General features: G+C 68.1%; 14 protein-coding genes and 1 pseudogene. 1 reads left to right on the top strand and 14 read right to left on the bottom strand.

The window, feature by feature from the left end; translation table 11 throughout:
• The 8 genes and pseudogenes from B2W79_RS09290 to B2W79_RS09255 all read right to left on the bottom strand — a co-directional run.
• Positions 1-188, bottom strand: a pseudogene (locus B2W79_RS09290) (transcriptional regulator); the annotation flags it as partial.
• A 14-nt stretch (positions 189-202) separates the two neighbouring features.
• A complete protein-coding gene (locus tag B2W79_RS09285) occupies positions 203-1,705 on the bottom strand; it encodes a tripartite tricarboxylate transporter permease (RefSeq protein ID WP_280559216.1) in 1,503 nt (500 codons plus the stop codon).
• Positions 1,706-1,714: 9 nt separating this feature from the next.
• Positions 1,715-2,242: a tripartite tricarboxylate transporter TctB family protein gene (locus B2W79_RS09280; protein WP_280559215.1), complete on the bottom strand. Its 528-nt coding sequence runs from the start codon at positions 2,240-2,242 to the stop codon at positions 1,715-1,717.
• Positions 2,239-3,219, bottom strand: a complete 981-nt coding sequence (locus tag B2W79_RS09275) for a tripartite tricarboxylate transporter substrate binding protein (RefSeq protein ID WP_292788811.1) — start codon at positions 3,217-3,219, stop codon at positions 2,239-2,241. Before B2W79_RS09275 ends, B2W79_RS09280 begins: the two co-directional genes overlap by 4 nt.
• A gap of 192 nt (positions 3,220-3,411) precedes the next feature.
• Entirely contained in the window at positions 3,412-4,656 is a 1,245-nt protein-coding gene (locus B2W79_RS09270) for a CaiB/BaiF CoA transferase family protein (protein WP_009380117.1), read from the bottom strand.
• Between the two features lie 2 nt (positions 4,657-4,658).
• On the bottom strand, positions 4,659-5,579 hold the full coding sequence (locus B2W79_RS09265; RefSeq protein ID WP_009380119.1) for a hydroxymethylglutaryl-CoA lyase: 921 nt from the start codon (positions 5,577-5,579) through the stop codon (positions 4,659-4,661).
• 249 nt (positions 5,580-5,828) lie between these two features.
• On the bottom strand, positions 5,829-6,398 hold the full coding sequence (locus B2W79_RS09260) for a dihydrofolate reductase family protein (RefSeq protein WP_292788809.1): 570 nt from the start codon (positions 6,396-6,398) through the stop codon (positions 5,829-5,831).
• 4 nt (positions 6,399-6,402) lie between these two features.
• On the bottom strand, positions 6,403-7,677 hold the full coding sequence (locus tag B2W79_RS09255) for a CaiB/BaiF CoA transferase family protein (RefSeq protein WP_131248192.1): 1,275 nt from the start codon (positions 7,675-7,677) through the stop codon (positions 6,403-6,405).
• A 240-nt stretch (positions 7,678-7,917) separates the two neighbouring features.
• On the opposite strand from B2W79_RS09255, the gene B2W79_RS09250 reads away from it, so the two are divergent.
• On the top strand, positions 7,918-8,217 hold the full coding sequence (locus B2W79_RS09250; protein ID WP_119296979.1) for a hypothetical protein: 300 nt from the start codon (positions 7,918-7,920) through the stop codon (positions 8,215-8,217).
• Positions 8,218-8,283: 66 nt separating this feature from the next.
• Here the strand turns inward: B2W79_RS09250 and B2W79_RS09245 are convergent, their stop codons facing one another.
• The 6 genes from B2W79_RS09245 to B2W79_RS09220 all read right to left on the bottom strand — a co-directional run bounded on the left by B2W79_RS09245 (position 8,284) and on the right by B2W79_RS09220 (position 15,028).
• Positions 8,284-9,213 (bottom strand): 3-keto-5-aminohexanoate cleavage protein, encoded by a 930-nt coding sequence (locus B2W79_RS09245; protein WP_009380124.1) that lies wholly within the window; start codon positions 9,211-9,213, stop codon positions 8,284-8,286.
• A gap of 38 nt (positions 9,214-9,251) precedes the next feature.
• Positions 9,252-10,025, bottom strand: coding sequence for an SDR family oxidoreductase (locus tag B2W79_RS09240; RefSeq protein WP_009380125.1), 774 nt, complete (start codon positions 10,023-10,025; stop codon positions 9,252-9,254).
• Between the two features lie 26 nt (positions 10,026-10,051).
• The gene (locus tag B2W79_RS09235; protein ID WP_063248708.1) at positions 10,052-11,395 is read right to left on the bottom strand and encodes an MFS transporter; all 1,344 of its coding nucleotides are present in this window, start codon (positions 11,393-11,395) and stop codon (positions 10,052-10,054) included.
• A gap of 76 nt (positions 11,396-11,471) precedes the next feature.
• On the bottom strand, positions 11,472-12,602 hold the full coding sequence (locus B2W79_RS09230) for a LacI family DNA-binding transcriptional regulator (protein WP_131248193.1): 1,131 nt from the start codon (positions 12,600-12,602) through the stop codon (positions 11,472-11,474).
• A 54-nt stretch (positions 12,603-12,656) separates the two neighbouring features.
• Entirely contained in the window at positions 12,657-13,586 is a 930-nt protein-coding gene (locus tag B2W79_RS09225; RefSeq protein WP_063248709.1) for a universal stress protein, read from the bottom strand.
• A complete protein-coding gene (locus B2W79_RS09220; protein ID WP_009380138.1) occupies positions 13,583-15,028 on the bottom strand; it encodes an APC family permease in 1,446 nt (481 codons plus the stop codon). The genes B2W79_RS09225 and B2W79_RS09220 overlap by 4 nt, the downstream gene beginning before the upstream one ends.
• Positions 15,029-15,179: the final 151 nt, after the last annotated feature.

Below are 15,179 nucleotides of genomic sequence, written 5' to 3'. Positions count from 1 at the left end.
CGGCGGCACACCTCGGCGGCGGTCATCGGGGTGTCCTGGAGCGCGGTGAGGATGGCCGCACTCCGGTCGATGACCCCGACCTCCTGGGGTCGGTCGAACTCGGATGGGGCGACCGCCTCGGCGGGGGCGGGATCGGCTCGCCCCTCCGTCCCGGTCGACCTCCCTGCGGTGGACGTTCTGTCGGTCATCGGTGTCCTCTCCCTCATCCGACGCTCACATCTGCCAACAGCTTCCGCCGGCGCACCCACCAGCGGAAGACGAACGGACCGACGATGCCGGCGATCATGAGGATGATGATCGCCAGGGACACCGGCCGGGTGACCAGGGGCGCGAGCGATCCCCCGGAGATCTGGAGCATGCGGCGGAAGTTGTCCTCGAGGAGCGGAACGAGGACGAGCGCGAGGATCGACGGGGCGAGCGGGATGCCGCCTCGGTCCATGAGGTAGCCGACGACCCCGAAGATGCCGAGCATGATGAGGCCGAAGAGGCTGAACTCGATCGCGTAGGCGCCGATGACGACGAGGACGAGGATCGCGGAGAAGAGGATCTCCTTGGGCATCTTGAGGAGTTTGACGAAGACGCCGACGAGCGGGAGGTTGAGGATGATGAGGGCGACGTTGCCGACGTACATGCTCGCGATGATCGTCCAGATCAGTCCCGATTCGTCGCGGAAGATCAGCGGACCGGGCTGGAGTCCGTACATCGTGAAGACGAAGAGGAGCAGCGCCGTCGTCGCCGACCCGGGGATGCCGAGGCTGAAGAGGGGGACCATCGCACCGCCGACGCCGGCGTTGTTCGCCGCCTCGGGACCGGCCACACCTTCGATCGCTCCTTTGCCGAACTCGTCCTTCCGCTTCGAGATCCGCTTCTCCATGATGTAGGACATGAAGGAGGCCAGCGACGGTCCGACACCGGGGAGGACGCCGATGATGAACCCGAGGACCGAGCCCCGCGCCCACGGGCCGGCCGAGCGCTGCCAGTCCTGCTTCGTCATCCACCGCTCGGAGCCGAAGCTCTGGATCTCCTCCTTCGCCCCCTGACCGAGCGCGAGGTTGCGGATCGCCTCGGGGATCGCGAAGAGGGCCATGGCGAAGATCGTGAAGTCGATGCCGTCGGAGAGCAGGGTGATGCCGAACGTCTGCCGGGGCAGGCCAGTCTGGAAGTCGAGGCCGATGAGGCCGACGGCGAGGCCGATGAAGATCGAGATGAGGGCCTTCGCCCGGGACCCGGTCGACATCGTCGAGGCGAGCAGGAGGGCTGCGGCCATGAGGAGGAAGTACTCGGTGGCGCCGAAGACGTTGGCGAGGCGGACGAGGACCGGGGAGAGGAACGTCAGGCCGATGATCGCGAGCGTGCCGGCGAGGAACGACCCGATCGCCGCGGTCGCCAGCGCCGCCTTCGCCCGGCCGCGCCGGGCCATCTCGTAGCCCTCGATCGCCGTCACCGCACTCGAGACCTCGCCGGGGGTCTTGATCAGGGTCGCGGTGATCGATCCGCCGTACATCGACCCGTAGTAGATCCCGCAGAGGAGGATGAGGCCGTGCACGGGCTCCATCCCGAAGGAGACGGGGATGAGGATCGCGATCGCCGAGATCGGACCGATCCCCGGCAGGACGCCGACGACGGTGCCGAGGAGGGCGAAGGCAAGACTGGCCGGCTGCAGCGCCGAGGCGAAGCCGCCTCCCAGATCGACGAGTGTGTCCATGCCCTCCCCCTATCCCAGGATTCCCACGGGCAGGTAGACCGCGAGCCCGAAGACGAAGGCGACGTAGACCGCAACGGAGAAGAGGACGGAGAAGACGAGGTTGCGGATCCACTTCTTCGGGGCGTAGAGGCTCGTCACCGCCATGAGGAACGCCGCGGTCGAGAGGACGAAGCCGACCGGGATGACGATCGCGAGGAAGGCGAAGAAGAGCGCGAACTGGACCACGACCCTGCGCCCCGCCGGCTCCGGCGGGGCGTCGATGAGAACACCGCCGGCGGGCTCGGTGCCGCTCTCACCCTGGGACGCGGCCTCCGCCTCGGCGGGGTGGGGCCGACCCTGCCCGGTCCGAGCGCTCCACACGGACTGTCCGGCGAGGAAGAGTCCGAGGACGATGAGACCGGCGCCGACGATCTGGGGGAAGGTCCGCGGGGTGACGATGTCGGCCGTCTCCCGGATCGAGAAGGTCGCCGAGAGGTAGACGACCCCGATGACCGTGATGACGATCCCGGTGACGAGATCGCGCCGGGTCGCGGTCATTTGTCCGTGCCCAGTTCGGTCTCCTTGACACCCTCCTCGACCGTCTTCGCCGCTTCGTCGACGTAGCTCTGCGCGTCCTCACCGGTCCGGAACTCCGGCGCCCACTGGTTCTTCTTCACCGTGTCCTCCCACGTGGTCGACGTGTTCATCTTCTCCAGCGTCGTCGCCCAGTAGTCGACGGCCTCCTGCGGCATGTCCGCGGGACCGTAGACCCCGCGCCAGTTGCCGAGCGTGACGTCGTAGCCGGAGTCCATCGCGGTGGGCACCGACTCGAACGGGGCGAGCAGCGGCTTCTGAGCGAACGTGACGAGGGGGACGATGTCCCCGGATTCGAGGACGGACCGGAATTCGCTCAGTCCGGCGATCGCGACCTTCGCATCCCCGTTGAGCATCGCCGTCGTCTGCTCGCCGCCGCCGTCATAGTTGACGAAGTTGACGTCGGCGGGTTCGACCCCTGCGGCCTTCGCGAAGAGCGCGAACGGCAGCGTGTCGTCGCCGGCGGCGGCCACGGTCACCGCCTGCGGGTCGTCCTTGAGCGCGGAGACCAGGCCGTCGAGGTCGGCGATGTCACTGTCCTTGGGAGCGACGACGATGAAGTCCTCGACGTAGAGCGTGGCGATGAGGGTGGCGTCCTGCGGCCCGTATTCGCACAGACCCCGCGCCTTCATCGTCTGGCTCGCCAGCGAGGTGATCGCGATCTGGTCGTCCTTGCCCTTGTCCTGCTGCATCATCGTCGTCAGCCACGTGCAGCCCGTGCCGCCCGGCCGGTTCTGCACCGGCAGGGGCGTGGTGACGAGTTCGTCGCGCTGCAGGGCCTCGGTGACGGCGCGCGCCGTCGTGTCCCAGCCCGAGCCGGGTTCGGCCGGGGCTGTCACCGTCACCGGTCCCGACGGGTAGTCCCCGCCCTCCCCCGGCGGCTGGGCTCGGCCTTGGCATCCGGAGAGGACGAGCGCCGTCGCGGCGAGCGCGGCCCCCACGCCTGCCCACCGTCTCCTCTGCACCCCTTCCCTCGCCGAGGTGGTCCGACCTGTGCCTGTGATCGTCGTTGATCGCATTGCCACTCCTTGATCAGCTGCAGCTGCCTGCAGATCCCTGTCATCGTGTGTTGTCGTGTGTCTGCGGTGCCCGTGTGCGGGGTGCTCGCGCCTGCGGTGCTCGCGGTGTCCCCGTCATTGCGACTGCGTCCTCTCCTCGCCGAGGTCGACGTCCGGGATGTCGGGAGGGGTACCCGAGTTCCCGTCCCGGTAGACCGCATTGTGCTCACCGGGGGCGGGGACGTTGCGGCGCAGGCCCAGTCGCTGTCCGTCGAAGGTGAGCGGCAGCAGCGGGATGTCGACGCTCTCCCCGTCGGGCAGGCCCGTGGCCGCCAATGCTCCCGACGCCACGAGGTGGGGGTCGCTCGTGAGGTCGGCGGGGGTGTTGACGGGGGCGACGGGCAGGCCCCTGCGTGTGCACTTCTCCTCGATCTCGGCGAGGCTGAGCCGGGAGAGGGCGGCCTGGAGTTCGGCGTGGATGCGCTCGCGTTGGTCGACGCGTCCCTGGTTGTGCTCGAGCGCGGGGTCTTCGGCGAGATCGGTGAGCCCGAACTCGTCGCAGAGGTCGCGCCACTGCCCGTCGCTGACGGCGGCGACGAAGACCTGGCTGCCGTCCCGGTCGAGGAAGATGTCGTAGACGGCCCACGTCGCCCGCCGGGTGGGCATCGGCCGCAGCGGCTCCTCACTCAGCTGGGCCTGCGCCATGTGGGTGCCGACGAGGAACGCGTTGTTCTCGAACAGGGCGGAGTTGACGAGCTGTCCGCGGCCGGTCTGCTCGCGCACCCGCAGGGCGGAGAGGATGCCGATGACCCCGAACATCCCGCCCATGATGTCGTTGACGCTCGCGCCCGCCCGCAGCGGCTGCCCGGGAGGACCGGTCATGAAGGCGAGCCCGCCGAGCATCTGGACGACCTCGTCGAGGGCGGTGCGCTGCCCGTAGGGGCCGGGAAGGAATCCCTTGAGGGAGGCGTAGATGAGGCGCGGGTTGCGGGCGGCGAGCTCGCCGTACCCGTAGCCCATCGACTCCATCTTCCCGACCCGGAAGTTCTCGAGGAGGACGTCGGCGGAGTCGATGAGGGTGAGGGCGACCTCCCGGTCGGCCGCCTCGGCGATGTCGAGCTGGACGCTGAGTTTGTTGCGGTTGAAGGCGGGGAAGAGTCCGGAACCCGAGCCGGGCAGGTAGCGGGTCTTGTCGCCGGCCCCGCGGGGCTCGACCTTGATCACCTCGGCGCCGAGGTCGGCGAGGATCATCCCGCAGCTCGGGCCCATGACCATATGGGAGAACTCGACGACGCGGACGCCGGCCAGGGGCAGCGGCTGGCTCGGTCCGGCGTCGGCGGCCGCCGCCTCGGTGCTGGTGTGCGGGTCCTCGTCGATCATGATCAGCCGCGGTAGGGTGCGGGGACGGCGGGGATCTGGGAGAGGCTCGAGCTCAGCTCGTGGCCGACGGCGGCGGTGAGCGGTGCCCGCACCTCGGCGAGCGCATCGACGTCGACGCCGGTCGCGACCCCTTCGCGGTGGAGGAGGTGGACGAGGTCGTCGGTGCCGATGTTCCCGGCCGCGCCCGGAGCGAACGGGCAGCCGCCGAGGCCGCCCATCGCGGCGTCGAAGTGTTCGATGCCGAGGTCGAGGGCGGCGATGACGTTGGCCATCCCGAAGTTGTACGTGTCATGGAGGTGGAGGCCGACCGACTTCCCCGGGAAGGCCTCCATGACCGCCGAGGTGTTCCGGCGCACCAGTGAGGGGTTGGCGTTGCCGATGGTGTCGGCGACGCCGATGCCGTGGGCGCCTGCCTCGACGAAGGGGCGGATGACCTCGACGAGGCGGTCGGGATCGGTGATCCCGTCGAAGGGGCAGATGAAGCTCACGGCCGTCGTGATGTCGAAGCGCACGCCGTGGTCGTGGGCGTAGTCGGCGGCGGCGAGCAGGCGCTCGGTGGCCTGGGCGATCGGTGCGTCCGAGTTCGCCTGCGAGTGGCCCTCGGAGGCGGAGACGACGAGTTTGATGTTCTTCGCTCCCGCATCGACGGCGCGTTCGGCCCCCTTGAGGTTGAAGACGAGCGTGAAGAAGTCGACCCCCTGGTCCTCGTGTGGCCGAAGGCGTTCGAGAACCTCCCCGGTGTCGGCCATCTGCGGGACCTTCTTCGGGTTGACGAAGGATCCGACTTCGATCTCGGTGAGCCCGGCGGCGATGAGGCGCTCTGCGAGTTCGACCTTGACGTCCGTGGGCACGATGGCCGCCTCGATCTGCAGCCCGTCGCGCAGGGTCGTGTCGAGGATGTGCACCGTGTTCGGCCGGACCATGGGTCTCCCTCTGCGTCATCTCCGCATGAACGGAACGATGATGGCGATATCGTCTCCCGCTCAGCGGGAGGATGCTTCCGGCATGCACCCTCGCATGCTCTCTTCAGAGATAGCATAAGCACGCCGTTGCAGGGAATGGCTGCGGGTCGCTATGTGAGAGCGGAGTGGGAAGTCGGCGTCCGTTGTCCCGGCAAACGGGACACTCGCGGTCGCGGCGGGATCCGGTCGTGTGCGGCTCAGCCTGCTTCTTCAGTGGCGCGGACGATAGTGGAGCACGGCAGCGCCCGACTCGAGTTCGCGACGGTCCGTGGGGACGAGGTCGACGACCTCGGCGAGACCGTTGAACACGTACGGTCCATAGCCGGCGATGCGCGGGTGGACGACGAACTCGTACTCGTCGATGAGTCCGAGTTCGGCGAGTGCCCGGGGCAGCGTCACTCCCCCGACGAGGAGGCCGCGGACGGAGTCGTCCTTGATCCGTTCGATCTCCGATCTGAGGTCGCTGCCGAGGAGTTCGGCGTTCCAGTCGACCTCGGTGAGCGTGCTCGAGACGACGTACGTCTTCGCCTTGTCGATGACCTCGGCGAAGACGTCGAAGTCGGTCTGCGTCTCCGCGTCGGCGTCGTCGGTCTCAGGAGTCACTGCGGGCTGGCGCCACGCGGATTCCATGAGCTGGTAGGTCCTGCGGCCGAAGAGGAGGCCGTCGGCCTGTCGGAGGTTCTCGGCGTGGTGGGCGTGGAGTTCCTCGTCGGGGTCGATCGCGAGGTGGTCGCAGCACCCGTCGACGGTGATGTTGACCGAATACCACAGCTCTGCCATGGGCTCAGGGTACTGCCGGGCCCGACGTTCCGGAAGGGTCGTCGGTCTCGCCCATTCCCAGCCACGCGAGCACCTCGGCGGTGTGTTCGCCGAGGTCGGGGCCGAGGTGATCGATGGGGATCGAGGCACCGCCGATGACCGGGGTGATGCCGGGGAAGGCGACGTCGTCGAGGACCTCCTCGCCGGTGGAGACGTCGATCTCCTGGATCATGTTCCGGGCGCGCAGCTGCTCATCGGCGACGAGGTCCTCGGCCGTGTAGATCGGCCCCGCGGGCACTCCCGCCTCGTCGAGGACCGCGACGACCTCGTCGACGTCGCGCGCGGCGCACCATGCTCCGATCGCCTCGTCGAGTTCGTCCCGGCGGACCCACCGACCAGCGTTCGTCTGCAGGTCGGGATCATCACCGAGGTCGGGTCGGTCGATCGCCGTCATCAGGCGGGCGAAGATGCCGTCGCCGTTGCCGGCGATGACGACGGACTTCCCACCTGCGCAGAGGTAGCCGTTCGAGGGCGCGATGCCCTCCATCCGACCGCCGGTGCGCGTGCGGACCTCGCCGAAGGCCGAGTAGTCGGGGACGAGGGACTCCATGACGGAGAACATCGCCTCATTGAGGGCGACGTCGACGGTGCGGTCGGCGAGCGGTCCCTCGCCTTCGAAGCCGACCTCCTTGCCGGTGACCGCCTCGGCGGCTCCGTGGATGCGCTGACGCTGCCGGTCGAAGAGCATCATCACGGCCCCGAAGGCCGCCTGCATGCCGGCGATCGAGTCGCCGATCGAGATGCCCACGCGTACGGGTGGGCGGTCGGGGTCACCGACGAGTTCGCGGAATCCCGAATACCCCTCGGCGACGGCGGCGAAACCGGGTCGGGCCGACATCGGTCCGGTCTGACCGAACGCGGAGATCCGGACGAGGATGATCTCGGGGTTGACCTCCTCGAGGACGTCGGGGCCGATCCCCCACTTCTCCAGGGTGCCCGGCCGGAAGTTCTCGAGGACGATGTCGGAGCGGCGGACGAGCTCGAGGACTGCTTCGCGTCCGTCCTCGGAGCGCAGGTCGAGGGTCACGGACTTCTTGTTGCGGTTGATCGTGCGGTAGAGCATCGACGTCGTGCCGGCCTTGAGCCGCCAGTTGCGCAGCTCGTCGCCGGTGCCGGGACGTTCGACCTTGATGACCTCGGCTCCGAAGTCGGCGAGCATCCGGCCGGCGGTTGGAGCCGCGATGTAGTTGCCGAGTTCGAGGACCCGCACACCGGTCAGTGGGAGGCGGCGCGTTGTCATGGGAGGCTCCTGTTCTCCTGTCGGGCGTCCCCGTCGGCGGCCCGGACACGGTCCTTCCATGGTGCCAGGTCGAACCCGCCGAGGCGGACTCGTCCCTGACCATGAACGTGCCGTCGCCGGAGAGTTCGATGAATGTCGAGCAACCCCCCTTGCCTTATCGCGCGGAGTGTCGAAGACTGGCAGACACGCCGCGATGCGCGGCGCAGTGTCAGTGCGAGATCGATTCCCAAGGAGCAGATCATGACATCGGAGAACTTCGGAAGCAACGACCCGAGCGCCGAGGCGGGCCTCGGCCAGGAGAGTCAGCAGGGTCATCCCGGTCCCGGAAGCCAGGACGGTACGGAAGGCCAGCAGGGCCACCCGGGCACGGACAGCCAGCAGACCGGCGGTCAGCCGCAGGGTGACCGCGGCGGTGCCGGCGGCCTCGACGATCAGCAGGCCGGTCGCCCGGGCGGCGACGGGCGCGATCGCCAGCGGATCGAGGAGAGCGAGGACGAGGGCTTCGGCGGCACCCAGCCGGAGCGCGACGCACCCGCCTGAGGCGACCCCACCCCGAGTTCTGAGGGACCGCATGCCGAGCGTGCGGTCCCTCGGAGCGCGACCGGGTCAGAACTCGACCCGGTCGGCTCCCTTGAGGCCGAGCATGGCCCGCGCCTCGTCTGGGGTCGCGACCTCCATCCCGAGCTCTTCGACGATGCGGCGCATCTTCTCCACCTGCTCGGCATTCGACTCGGCGAGTCGGCCGGGCCCGATCCACAGCGAGTCCTCGAGGCCGACGCGGATGTGGGAGCCCATCGTCACCCCCATCGTCGCGAGCGGCTGCTGGTTGCGTCCCGCGCCGAGGATCGACCACTGGTAGTCCTCGAGGAGTCGGTCAGCGGTCCGCCGCATGTGCATGAGGTCCTCAGGATGCCCGCCGATGCCGCCGAGGAGACCGAACACCGACTGGACGAACAGCGGCCCGGTGGCGAGCCCTCGCGACTGGAAATGGGCGAGACTGTAGAGGTGCGAGATGTCGTAGCATTCGAACTCGAACCGGGTGCCGTTGGCGTTGCCGATCTCGAGGATGCGCTCGATGTCGGCGAACGTGTTCTTGAAGACGAGGTCACGGGAGTTCTCGAGGTGCTCGCGCTCCCACTCGTGCTGAAAGTCCTCGTACTTCTCGAGCATCGGGAAGAGACCGAAGTTCATCGACCCCATATTCAGGCTCGCAAGCTCCGGTTTGAATTCGGCGACCGGACGCATCCGCTCCTCGACGCTCATGTGCGGTGACCCGCCGGTGGTGATGTTGACGACCGCGTCGGAGTTCGCGGCGACCTTCTCGAGCACCGGTGCGAAGTGCTCGGGGTCCTGCGAGGGTCTGCCGTCCTCGGGATCACGGGTGTGGAGGTGGAGGATCGCCGCCCCCGCCTCGGCGGCCCCGATCGCGGCATCGGCGATCTCATCCTGGGTGACGGGAAGGTGGGGCGACATCGTCGGCGTGTGGATGGCGCCGGTCACCGCCGAGGTGATGATGACTTTGCGTGGCTGTGCCATGGGTTCGTGGTCCTCTGGGATCGATGGGTGAGTGGGGGTCAGTAGAGCTTCTCGGTGTTGCCGTCGACGGCCATGGCCTGACCCGTGACATGGGAGGCCATCGTCGAGGCGAGGAAGACGGCCATGTTGCCGATGTCGGCGGCCGTGGCGAGCTTCCCGAGGGACGCCTGCCCGGTGTAGAGCGCGGTGACCTCGTCGACGGAGACTCCGAGCATCTGCGCCTTCGAGGCGATGACCGCCTCGATGCGGGGACCGTCGACCGCACCCGGACAGATCGCATTGCAGCGGATGCCTTCGGGACCGAGTTCGATGGCAAGCGTCTTCGTCAGTCCCACGACCGCCCACTTCGACGCCGAGTACGGACTGCGTCCGGCCATGCCGAGACGCCCGGCGGCCGAGGAGAGGTTGACGATCGAGGCGCTGCCGCTCGTGCGCAGGAGCGGCAGGAAGTGCTTGACGCAGTAGAACTGGCTGTGGATGTTGACGTCGAACGTCGTGAGCCACGCTGCGGTCTCCAGCGTCTCGATCGGTCCCGTGGGACCGGCGATCCCGGCATTGTTGACAAGCACGTCGAGTCCTCCCCACAGCCCCGCCACCTCGGCGGCGAGCGCCCTGACCTCGTCCTCCGAGGCGGCGTTCGACACGGTCGCCCGCAGGCCGGTCTCGGCGGCGTCGGCGACGGCGGTCTCGGCGATGTCGGTCACCCACACCTCGGCGCCGGCGTCGCGGAACCGCTGGGCGATCTCCCGCCCGATCCCCGCGGCTCCCGCCGTGATGAGCACTCGTGCTCCGGTCAGTCCGAGCATGTCCATGGTCTCTCCTGTCGCTGTCGTCGAGGTCACTTGTGATCGGGATCCGCCGAGGTGGTCGGCACCGTCGCCGGGTCGGCTTCGTGTCCGCGCCTGAGGAACGGGATGAGGCACGCGCCGACGACGCAGACGGCGATGATGAACCACAGTCCCGAGGTCGCCGACCCGGTGAGGTCCTCCATGTAGCCCATGATGTAGGGCCCGAGGAATCCGCCGAGGAGGCCGATCGTGTTGACGAGGGCGAGGCCTGCGGCAAGGCTCACTCCGGTCAGGCGGGTCGCGGGGAAGGTGAAGAGGATCGGCTGGAGGACGAAGAAGTTGAAGGCTGCCAGGGAGAAGCCGATGAGGCCGAGGACGGGTCCGCCGACCGCGCCGATGATGTAGCCGGCGATGATGCCGATCATCGCGGCCAGGGCGATCTTCTTCGACATCGACGCCGACGTCGCGAAGCGCGGGAGCAGGAGCGCGCCGATTGCGGAGAAGACCCACGGGACGGCGGTGAGCAGGCCGATCTCGACGGTGTTCATCTCGCCCCAGCTGCCGACGATCGTGGGGAGGAAGAAGTTGAGGGCGTAGACGGCGAGCTGGTGTCCGAAGTACACACAGATGACGAGGATGATCTGCGGGTCGCGGACGATGTCGAGCAGCCGGTGGTTCGAGGCCCCGGAGGCGCCGGCCCGCTCTTCGGCGGCGATGGTCTGCTCGAGCCATTCGGCTTCCTCGGGTGAGAGGAACTTCGCCTTCCGCGGTCCGTCGGGCAGGTACTTCCAGACGACGAGTGCGAGGAAGCAGGCGGGCAGGCCTTCGATGAGGAACATCCACTGCCAGCCGTGGAGGCCGAGGAACCCGTCCATCGTCAGCAGCAGACCGCCGATGGGGGCGCCGATGATGTTGGCGATGGAGACTCCGAGGAGGAACATGCCGTTGGCCTTCGCCCGGTCCTTCACGGTGAACCACTGCGTGAGGTAGTACATGACGCCGGGGAAGAGTCCGGCTTCGGCGATGCCGAGGAGCATGCGGAGGATGTAGAAGGACCATTCGCCCTGGACGAACATCATCGCAGCGGAGATGAGCCCCCACGTGATCATGATCCGCATGATCCACCAGCGGGCGCCGACCTTGTGCATGATCATGTTCGAGGGCACCTCGAAGAGGGCGTACGTGAGGAAGAAGAGCCCGGCACCGATGCCGTAGGCCGTTGCGGAGATCCCGAGGTCGATCTCGAGACGGTCCTTGGCCATGCCGATGTTGGTCCGGTCGAGGAACGCGAGGATGTAGGCGGCGATGAGCAGGGGCATGAGGCGGGCGAAGATCACCCGGTTGAGGACGGCGGGCGGCCTCAGGCCTGTCCTTGCGGAAGCGGTGTCGGACATGGTTCTCCTTCGGGGTCGGATCGAACGGTGTGGTCGCGGCGGCGGTGCCGGACGGGGAGGAACGTGCGGGGGCGGCTCAGCGGGCGGCGAGGGCGTTGAAGTCCTCGGGGTGGCAGCCGCAGCTGGTGCCGATGTGGAGCTGGTGGGGGCAGATGACCGTGCGGGCGGGGGTGCCCGGTTCCGTGATGCGTTCGAGGAGGACGCGGAAGGCGGTCGTCGCCATCTCGACGACGGGTTGGACGATCGTGGTCAGCCCGAGCAGCGGTGAGCGCGAGCGGGCGAGCCCGTCGCTGCCGACGACGATGAGCTCGCCCGGGATGTCGATGCCGTTGACGACCGCGTGCTCGATGACGCCGAGCGCGACCTCGTCGGAGCCGCAGACGATGGCCTCGGGTCGGTCGTCGGGATCGGCGAGGAGCTCCTCGGCGGCGATTCGCCCGCCGCCCCGGTGCAGGCGGGTGCTCACGCGCCATCGCCCGGGGACGGGGACGTCGTGCGCGGCCGCGGTGTCGATGAACGCCGCTTCCCTCGTCGCCGAGGCGGTGGAGAAGCGCGGCCCGATGACGGTGGCGACCTTCGTGACTCCGTGCCCGAGGACGTGGCCCATGAGTTCGCTGGCGGCCTGAGCATCGTCGATGCCGATGAAGCTCGCATCGGCATGTTCGACGGTGCGGGAGAGGTTGACGACGGGGATCCGGGCGGCGCCGAGAGTGCCGTGGATCCGCGCGTCGAGGCGCATCCCGCCGGTCGAGATCACCCCGTCGACGTTGCGGGCGGCCATCGACGCGGCGACGTGGGCGAGGCGTTCGGGGTCGTCGCCGGTCGTCGAGACGAAGACGTCGAACCCCTCTTCGGCGGCGGCGTCGATGATCGCCTGCGCCCAGTGCATGTGCATGTAGTTGAGCATCGAGGGAACGATGAGTCCGATGACGCGGGTGAGGGAGCGGTTGTGCTTCGCCGCCGTCAGCGGCGACCGGTATCCGAGCTCGTTGGCGGTTTCGATGACATGGCGGCGCACGACCGGCGAGACGCCGGGCTTGCCGTTGAAGACGTAGCTGACTGTAGCGGTGGAGACTCCGCAGGCGCGTGCCACCTGAGCCGCTGAGACCCGCGGTCTGGGCTTGCCCGTCGACTGTTCCTGATGCATCGTCGCGTCCTTCACGTCCTTGTGGAGTTCGAACTCATTGCGCAGTCCGAACACTGCCATTGGACGACTGGAACGGTTCGTTAAGCAACGTTAAGTCGCGGCGGTCTCCTCCGTCTACGCCTCCGCGTCCTCCCGTGCCCGGGACGTGTACCGCGCTTTCGCGCGTCGGGGAACGACGACGACGGGCACCGGCGAGTTCTGGAGGATCCTCGTCGCATGGCTGCCGAGCGACACCCGCTTGAGCGTGCCGAGTCCGGAGGACCCGAGCATCATCACCTCGGGGTCCTCCCACCCGATGCTCGTCAGCGCTGCCGCCCAGCTGGGTCCCGTGCCGATCGCCACCTCGGTCTCCCCGGGGCGGATGTCGAGTTCGTCGATCGAGCAGAGGATCCGGTCGGTGTCGCGGCGCACGACCCGCGTCCATTCGTCGACGATGCCCGCCTCGACGTCACGTCCGATGCTCGCCGCCGAGAGCACCCGGGACCGGGGTGCGAAGGAGGCGATGCGGAAGGGGATTCCGGATTCCGCGGAGACCATCGCGGCCCCGAGGATGAGGTCCGCCGAGGTGGACGACCCGCTGTAGGCGGCGGTGATCCGTTTGAGCTTCGCCCCCGCCGAGGCGGTGAATCCCTCGGGCGCGAGGACGACGGGGAGTTCGGCGCTGTGGAGGAGTCCGGTCGAGACCGATCCCAGGGTGATCCGGCCATCCCGACCGTCGTCGGCGGAGCCGACGACGAGGCGGTACGCGTCGACGCGTCGGCTGACCTCGAGCAGCCCCCGCCGCGACGAGCGGGCCGGGTGGACGATGTAGGTCGCCTCGATGTCATCGGGAACGAGCGCCCGCACCTGCTCAAGCGACGCCTCGGCGACGGTGTGGACATACGACTGGAATTCCGCGTCGATCTTGTCCCGGTTCGGCGGCCACGCCGTCGAACTCACGGACACGAGCGTGAGCGTCTTCGCGTACGAGCGGGCGAGGACGACTCCGAGCTCGACGGCTGAGGTGTCGTCCTGACCGGGGGCGACGCCGACGACGATGGTCATGACCGTCCTCCCGTGGGGTCGGTGGTGCCGCGTTCGGCTGCGGCCTGCTGCTTGCCGAGGACCGAGTTCCTTCGGCCGAAGACGAGGTAGAGGCCGATGATGGCCGCAGTCCAGATGACGAAGACGACGATCGTGATCGGCCGCAGGCTGCTGATGATCCACAGGCAGCCGAGGATCGAGAGGATCGGCAGGACCGGGTAGAACGGGACCTTGAAGCCGCGCTCGAGGTTCGGTTCGCGCACGCGGAGGATGATGACGGCGAGCGAGACGACGACGAAGGCGACGAGGGTGCCGATGCTCGTCATCTCGGCGAGGAAGTTGAGCGGGATGAACCCGGCGAGGATCGCGATGACGACCGTGACGACGATCGTGCCCTTGACGGGGGTGAGCGTGCGGGGGTTGACGTCCTGGAAGAGCTTGGGCATCATCCCGTCGCGCGACATCGTAAAGAGGATGCGGCTCTGACCGTAGATCGAGACGAGGGTGACGCTGAAGATCGAGATCACGGCGCCCGCGGCGACGACGGTGCCCGGCCAGGTCGAGCCGACGATGTTCTCGAGGATCGCCGAGAGGCCGGCGTCCTGCCCTTCGAACTCCTCCCACGGCTGAGCGCCGAGCGCGGCGACGGCGACGAGGACGTAGACGGAGGTGATGATGAGGAGCGCGAAGATCAGGGCCTTGGGCATCGTCTTCTTCGGGTTCTTCGTCTCATCGCCTGCGGTCGCGACGGCGTCCATGCCGACGTAGCTGAAGAAGATGAGGCCAGCACCGGCGACGACCCCGGAGAATCCGAAGGGGGCGAAGTTCGCGAAGTTGTCGGAGTTCCAGCCGGTGAGGCCGACGACGATGAAGAAGACGAGGACGCCGACCTTGATGCACACCATGATGGTGTTGACGACGACCGATTCCCCGGTGCCGCGGACGAGGAGGAAGCAGCACATCGCGAGGAGGAGGATCGCCGGGAGATTGACGATGCCGCCCTCCTCGGGGGCGTAGGCAAGGGCGTCGGGGATCTGGAAGCCGAAGAGGTTGAAGAGGAGCTGGTTGACGTACTGCGACCAGCCGACGGCGACGGCCGCTCCGGCGACGCCGTATTCGAGGAGCAGGCAGGCGGCCACGCCCATCGCGGGGAGTTCGCCGAGGGTGGCGTAGGCGTATGAGTAGGACGAGCCGGAGACGGGGACGCTGCCGGCGAGTTCGGCATAGCAGATGACCGCGAGACCGGCGACGACGCCGGCGATGACGAACGACCAGATGACCGCTGGCCCGGCGACGGGCACCGATTCGGAGAGGATGAAGAAGATGCCGGTGCCGATGGTCGATCCGACGCCGATCATCGTCAGGGAGAAGAGACCGATCGTGCGCTTGAGGTCGCTTGCCGCCTCCTCGCTGTCACGAGGCACCGGTTTGACCCGGAAGAGCTGCTGTCTGAGGGTTGCCATGACTGTCCTTCCCGACATCATCGTCTTCGGCCAGACCGTGCAAGCGGCCGAATCGGGGATTCAATTCGCCGCACCCTGCACGTCGTCTACGGTGACCCTACTGCACCATGGTTCAACAAGCGAGACGGGACGGCGAAATTCCCCGGATTGT

This window comes from Microbacterium sp. UBA7513 (genome assembly GCF_002478345.1).
GTDB lineage: Bacteria > Actinomycetota > Actinomycetes > Actinomycetales > Microbacteriaceae > Microbacterium.
This window is presented reverse-complemented; position numbering and strand designations above follow the sequence as displayed.

Excerpts from the sequence above, each read along its gene's own strand:
- B2W79_RS09260 (WP_292788809.1), bottom strand. The coding sequence starts at position 6,398 with ATGGCAGAGCTGTGGTATTCGGTCAACATCACCGTCGACGGGTGCTGC.
- B2W79_RS09280 (WP_280559215.1), bottom strand. The coding sequence starts at position 2,242 with ATGACCGCGACCCGGCGCGATCTCGTCACCGGGATCGTCATCACGGTC.
- B2W79_RS09235 (WP_063248708.1), bottom strand. The coding sequence starts at position 11,395 with ATGTCCGACACCGCTTCCGCAAGGACAGGCCTGAGGCCGCCCGCCGTC.
- B2W79_RS09270 (WP_009380117.1), bottom strand. The coding sequence starts at position 4,656 with ATGATCGACGAGGACCCGCACACCAGCACCGAGGCGGCGGCCGCCGAC.
- B2W79_RS09220 (WP_009380138.1), bottom strand. The coding sequence starts at position 15,028 with ATGGCAACCCTCAGACAGCAGCTCTTCCGGGTCAAACCGGTGCCTCGT.
- B2W79_RS09255 (WP_131248192.1), bottom strand. The coding sequence starts at position 7,677 with ATGACAACGCGCCGCCTCCCACTGACCGGTGTGCGGGTCCTCGAACTC.
- B2W79_RS09230 (WP_131248193.1), bottom strand. The coding sequence starts at position 12,602 with ATGGCAGTGTTCGGACTGCGCAATGAGTTCGAACTCCACAAGGACGTG.
- B2W79_RS09240 (WP_009380125.1), bottom strand. The coding sequence starts at position 10,025 with ATGGACATGCTCGGACTGACCGGAGCACGAGTGCTCATCACGGCGGGA.
- B2W79_RS09250 (WP_119296979.1), top strand. The coding sequence starts at position 7,918 with ATGACATCGGAGAACTTCGGAAGCAACGACCCGAGCGCCGAGGCGGGC.
- B2W79_RS09225 (WP_063248709.1), bottom strand. The coding sequence starts at position 13,586 with ATGACCATCGTCGTCGGCGTCGCCCCCGGTCAGGACGACACCTCAGCC.
- B2W79_RS09265 (WP_009380119.1), bottom strand. The coding sequence starts at position 5,579 with ATGGTCCGGCCGAACACGGTGCACATCCTCGACACGACCCTGCGCGAC.
- B2W79_RS09245 (WP_009380124.1), bottom strand. The coding sequence starts at position 9,213 with ATGGCACAGCCACGCAAAGTCATCATCACCTCGGCGGTGACCGGCGCC.
- B2W79_RS09285 (WP_280559216.1), bottom strand. The coding sequence starts at position 1,705 with ATGGACACACTCGTCGATCTGGGAGGCGGCTTCGCCTCGGCGCTGCAG.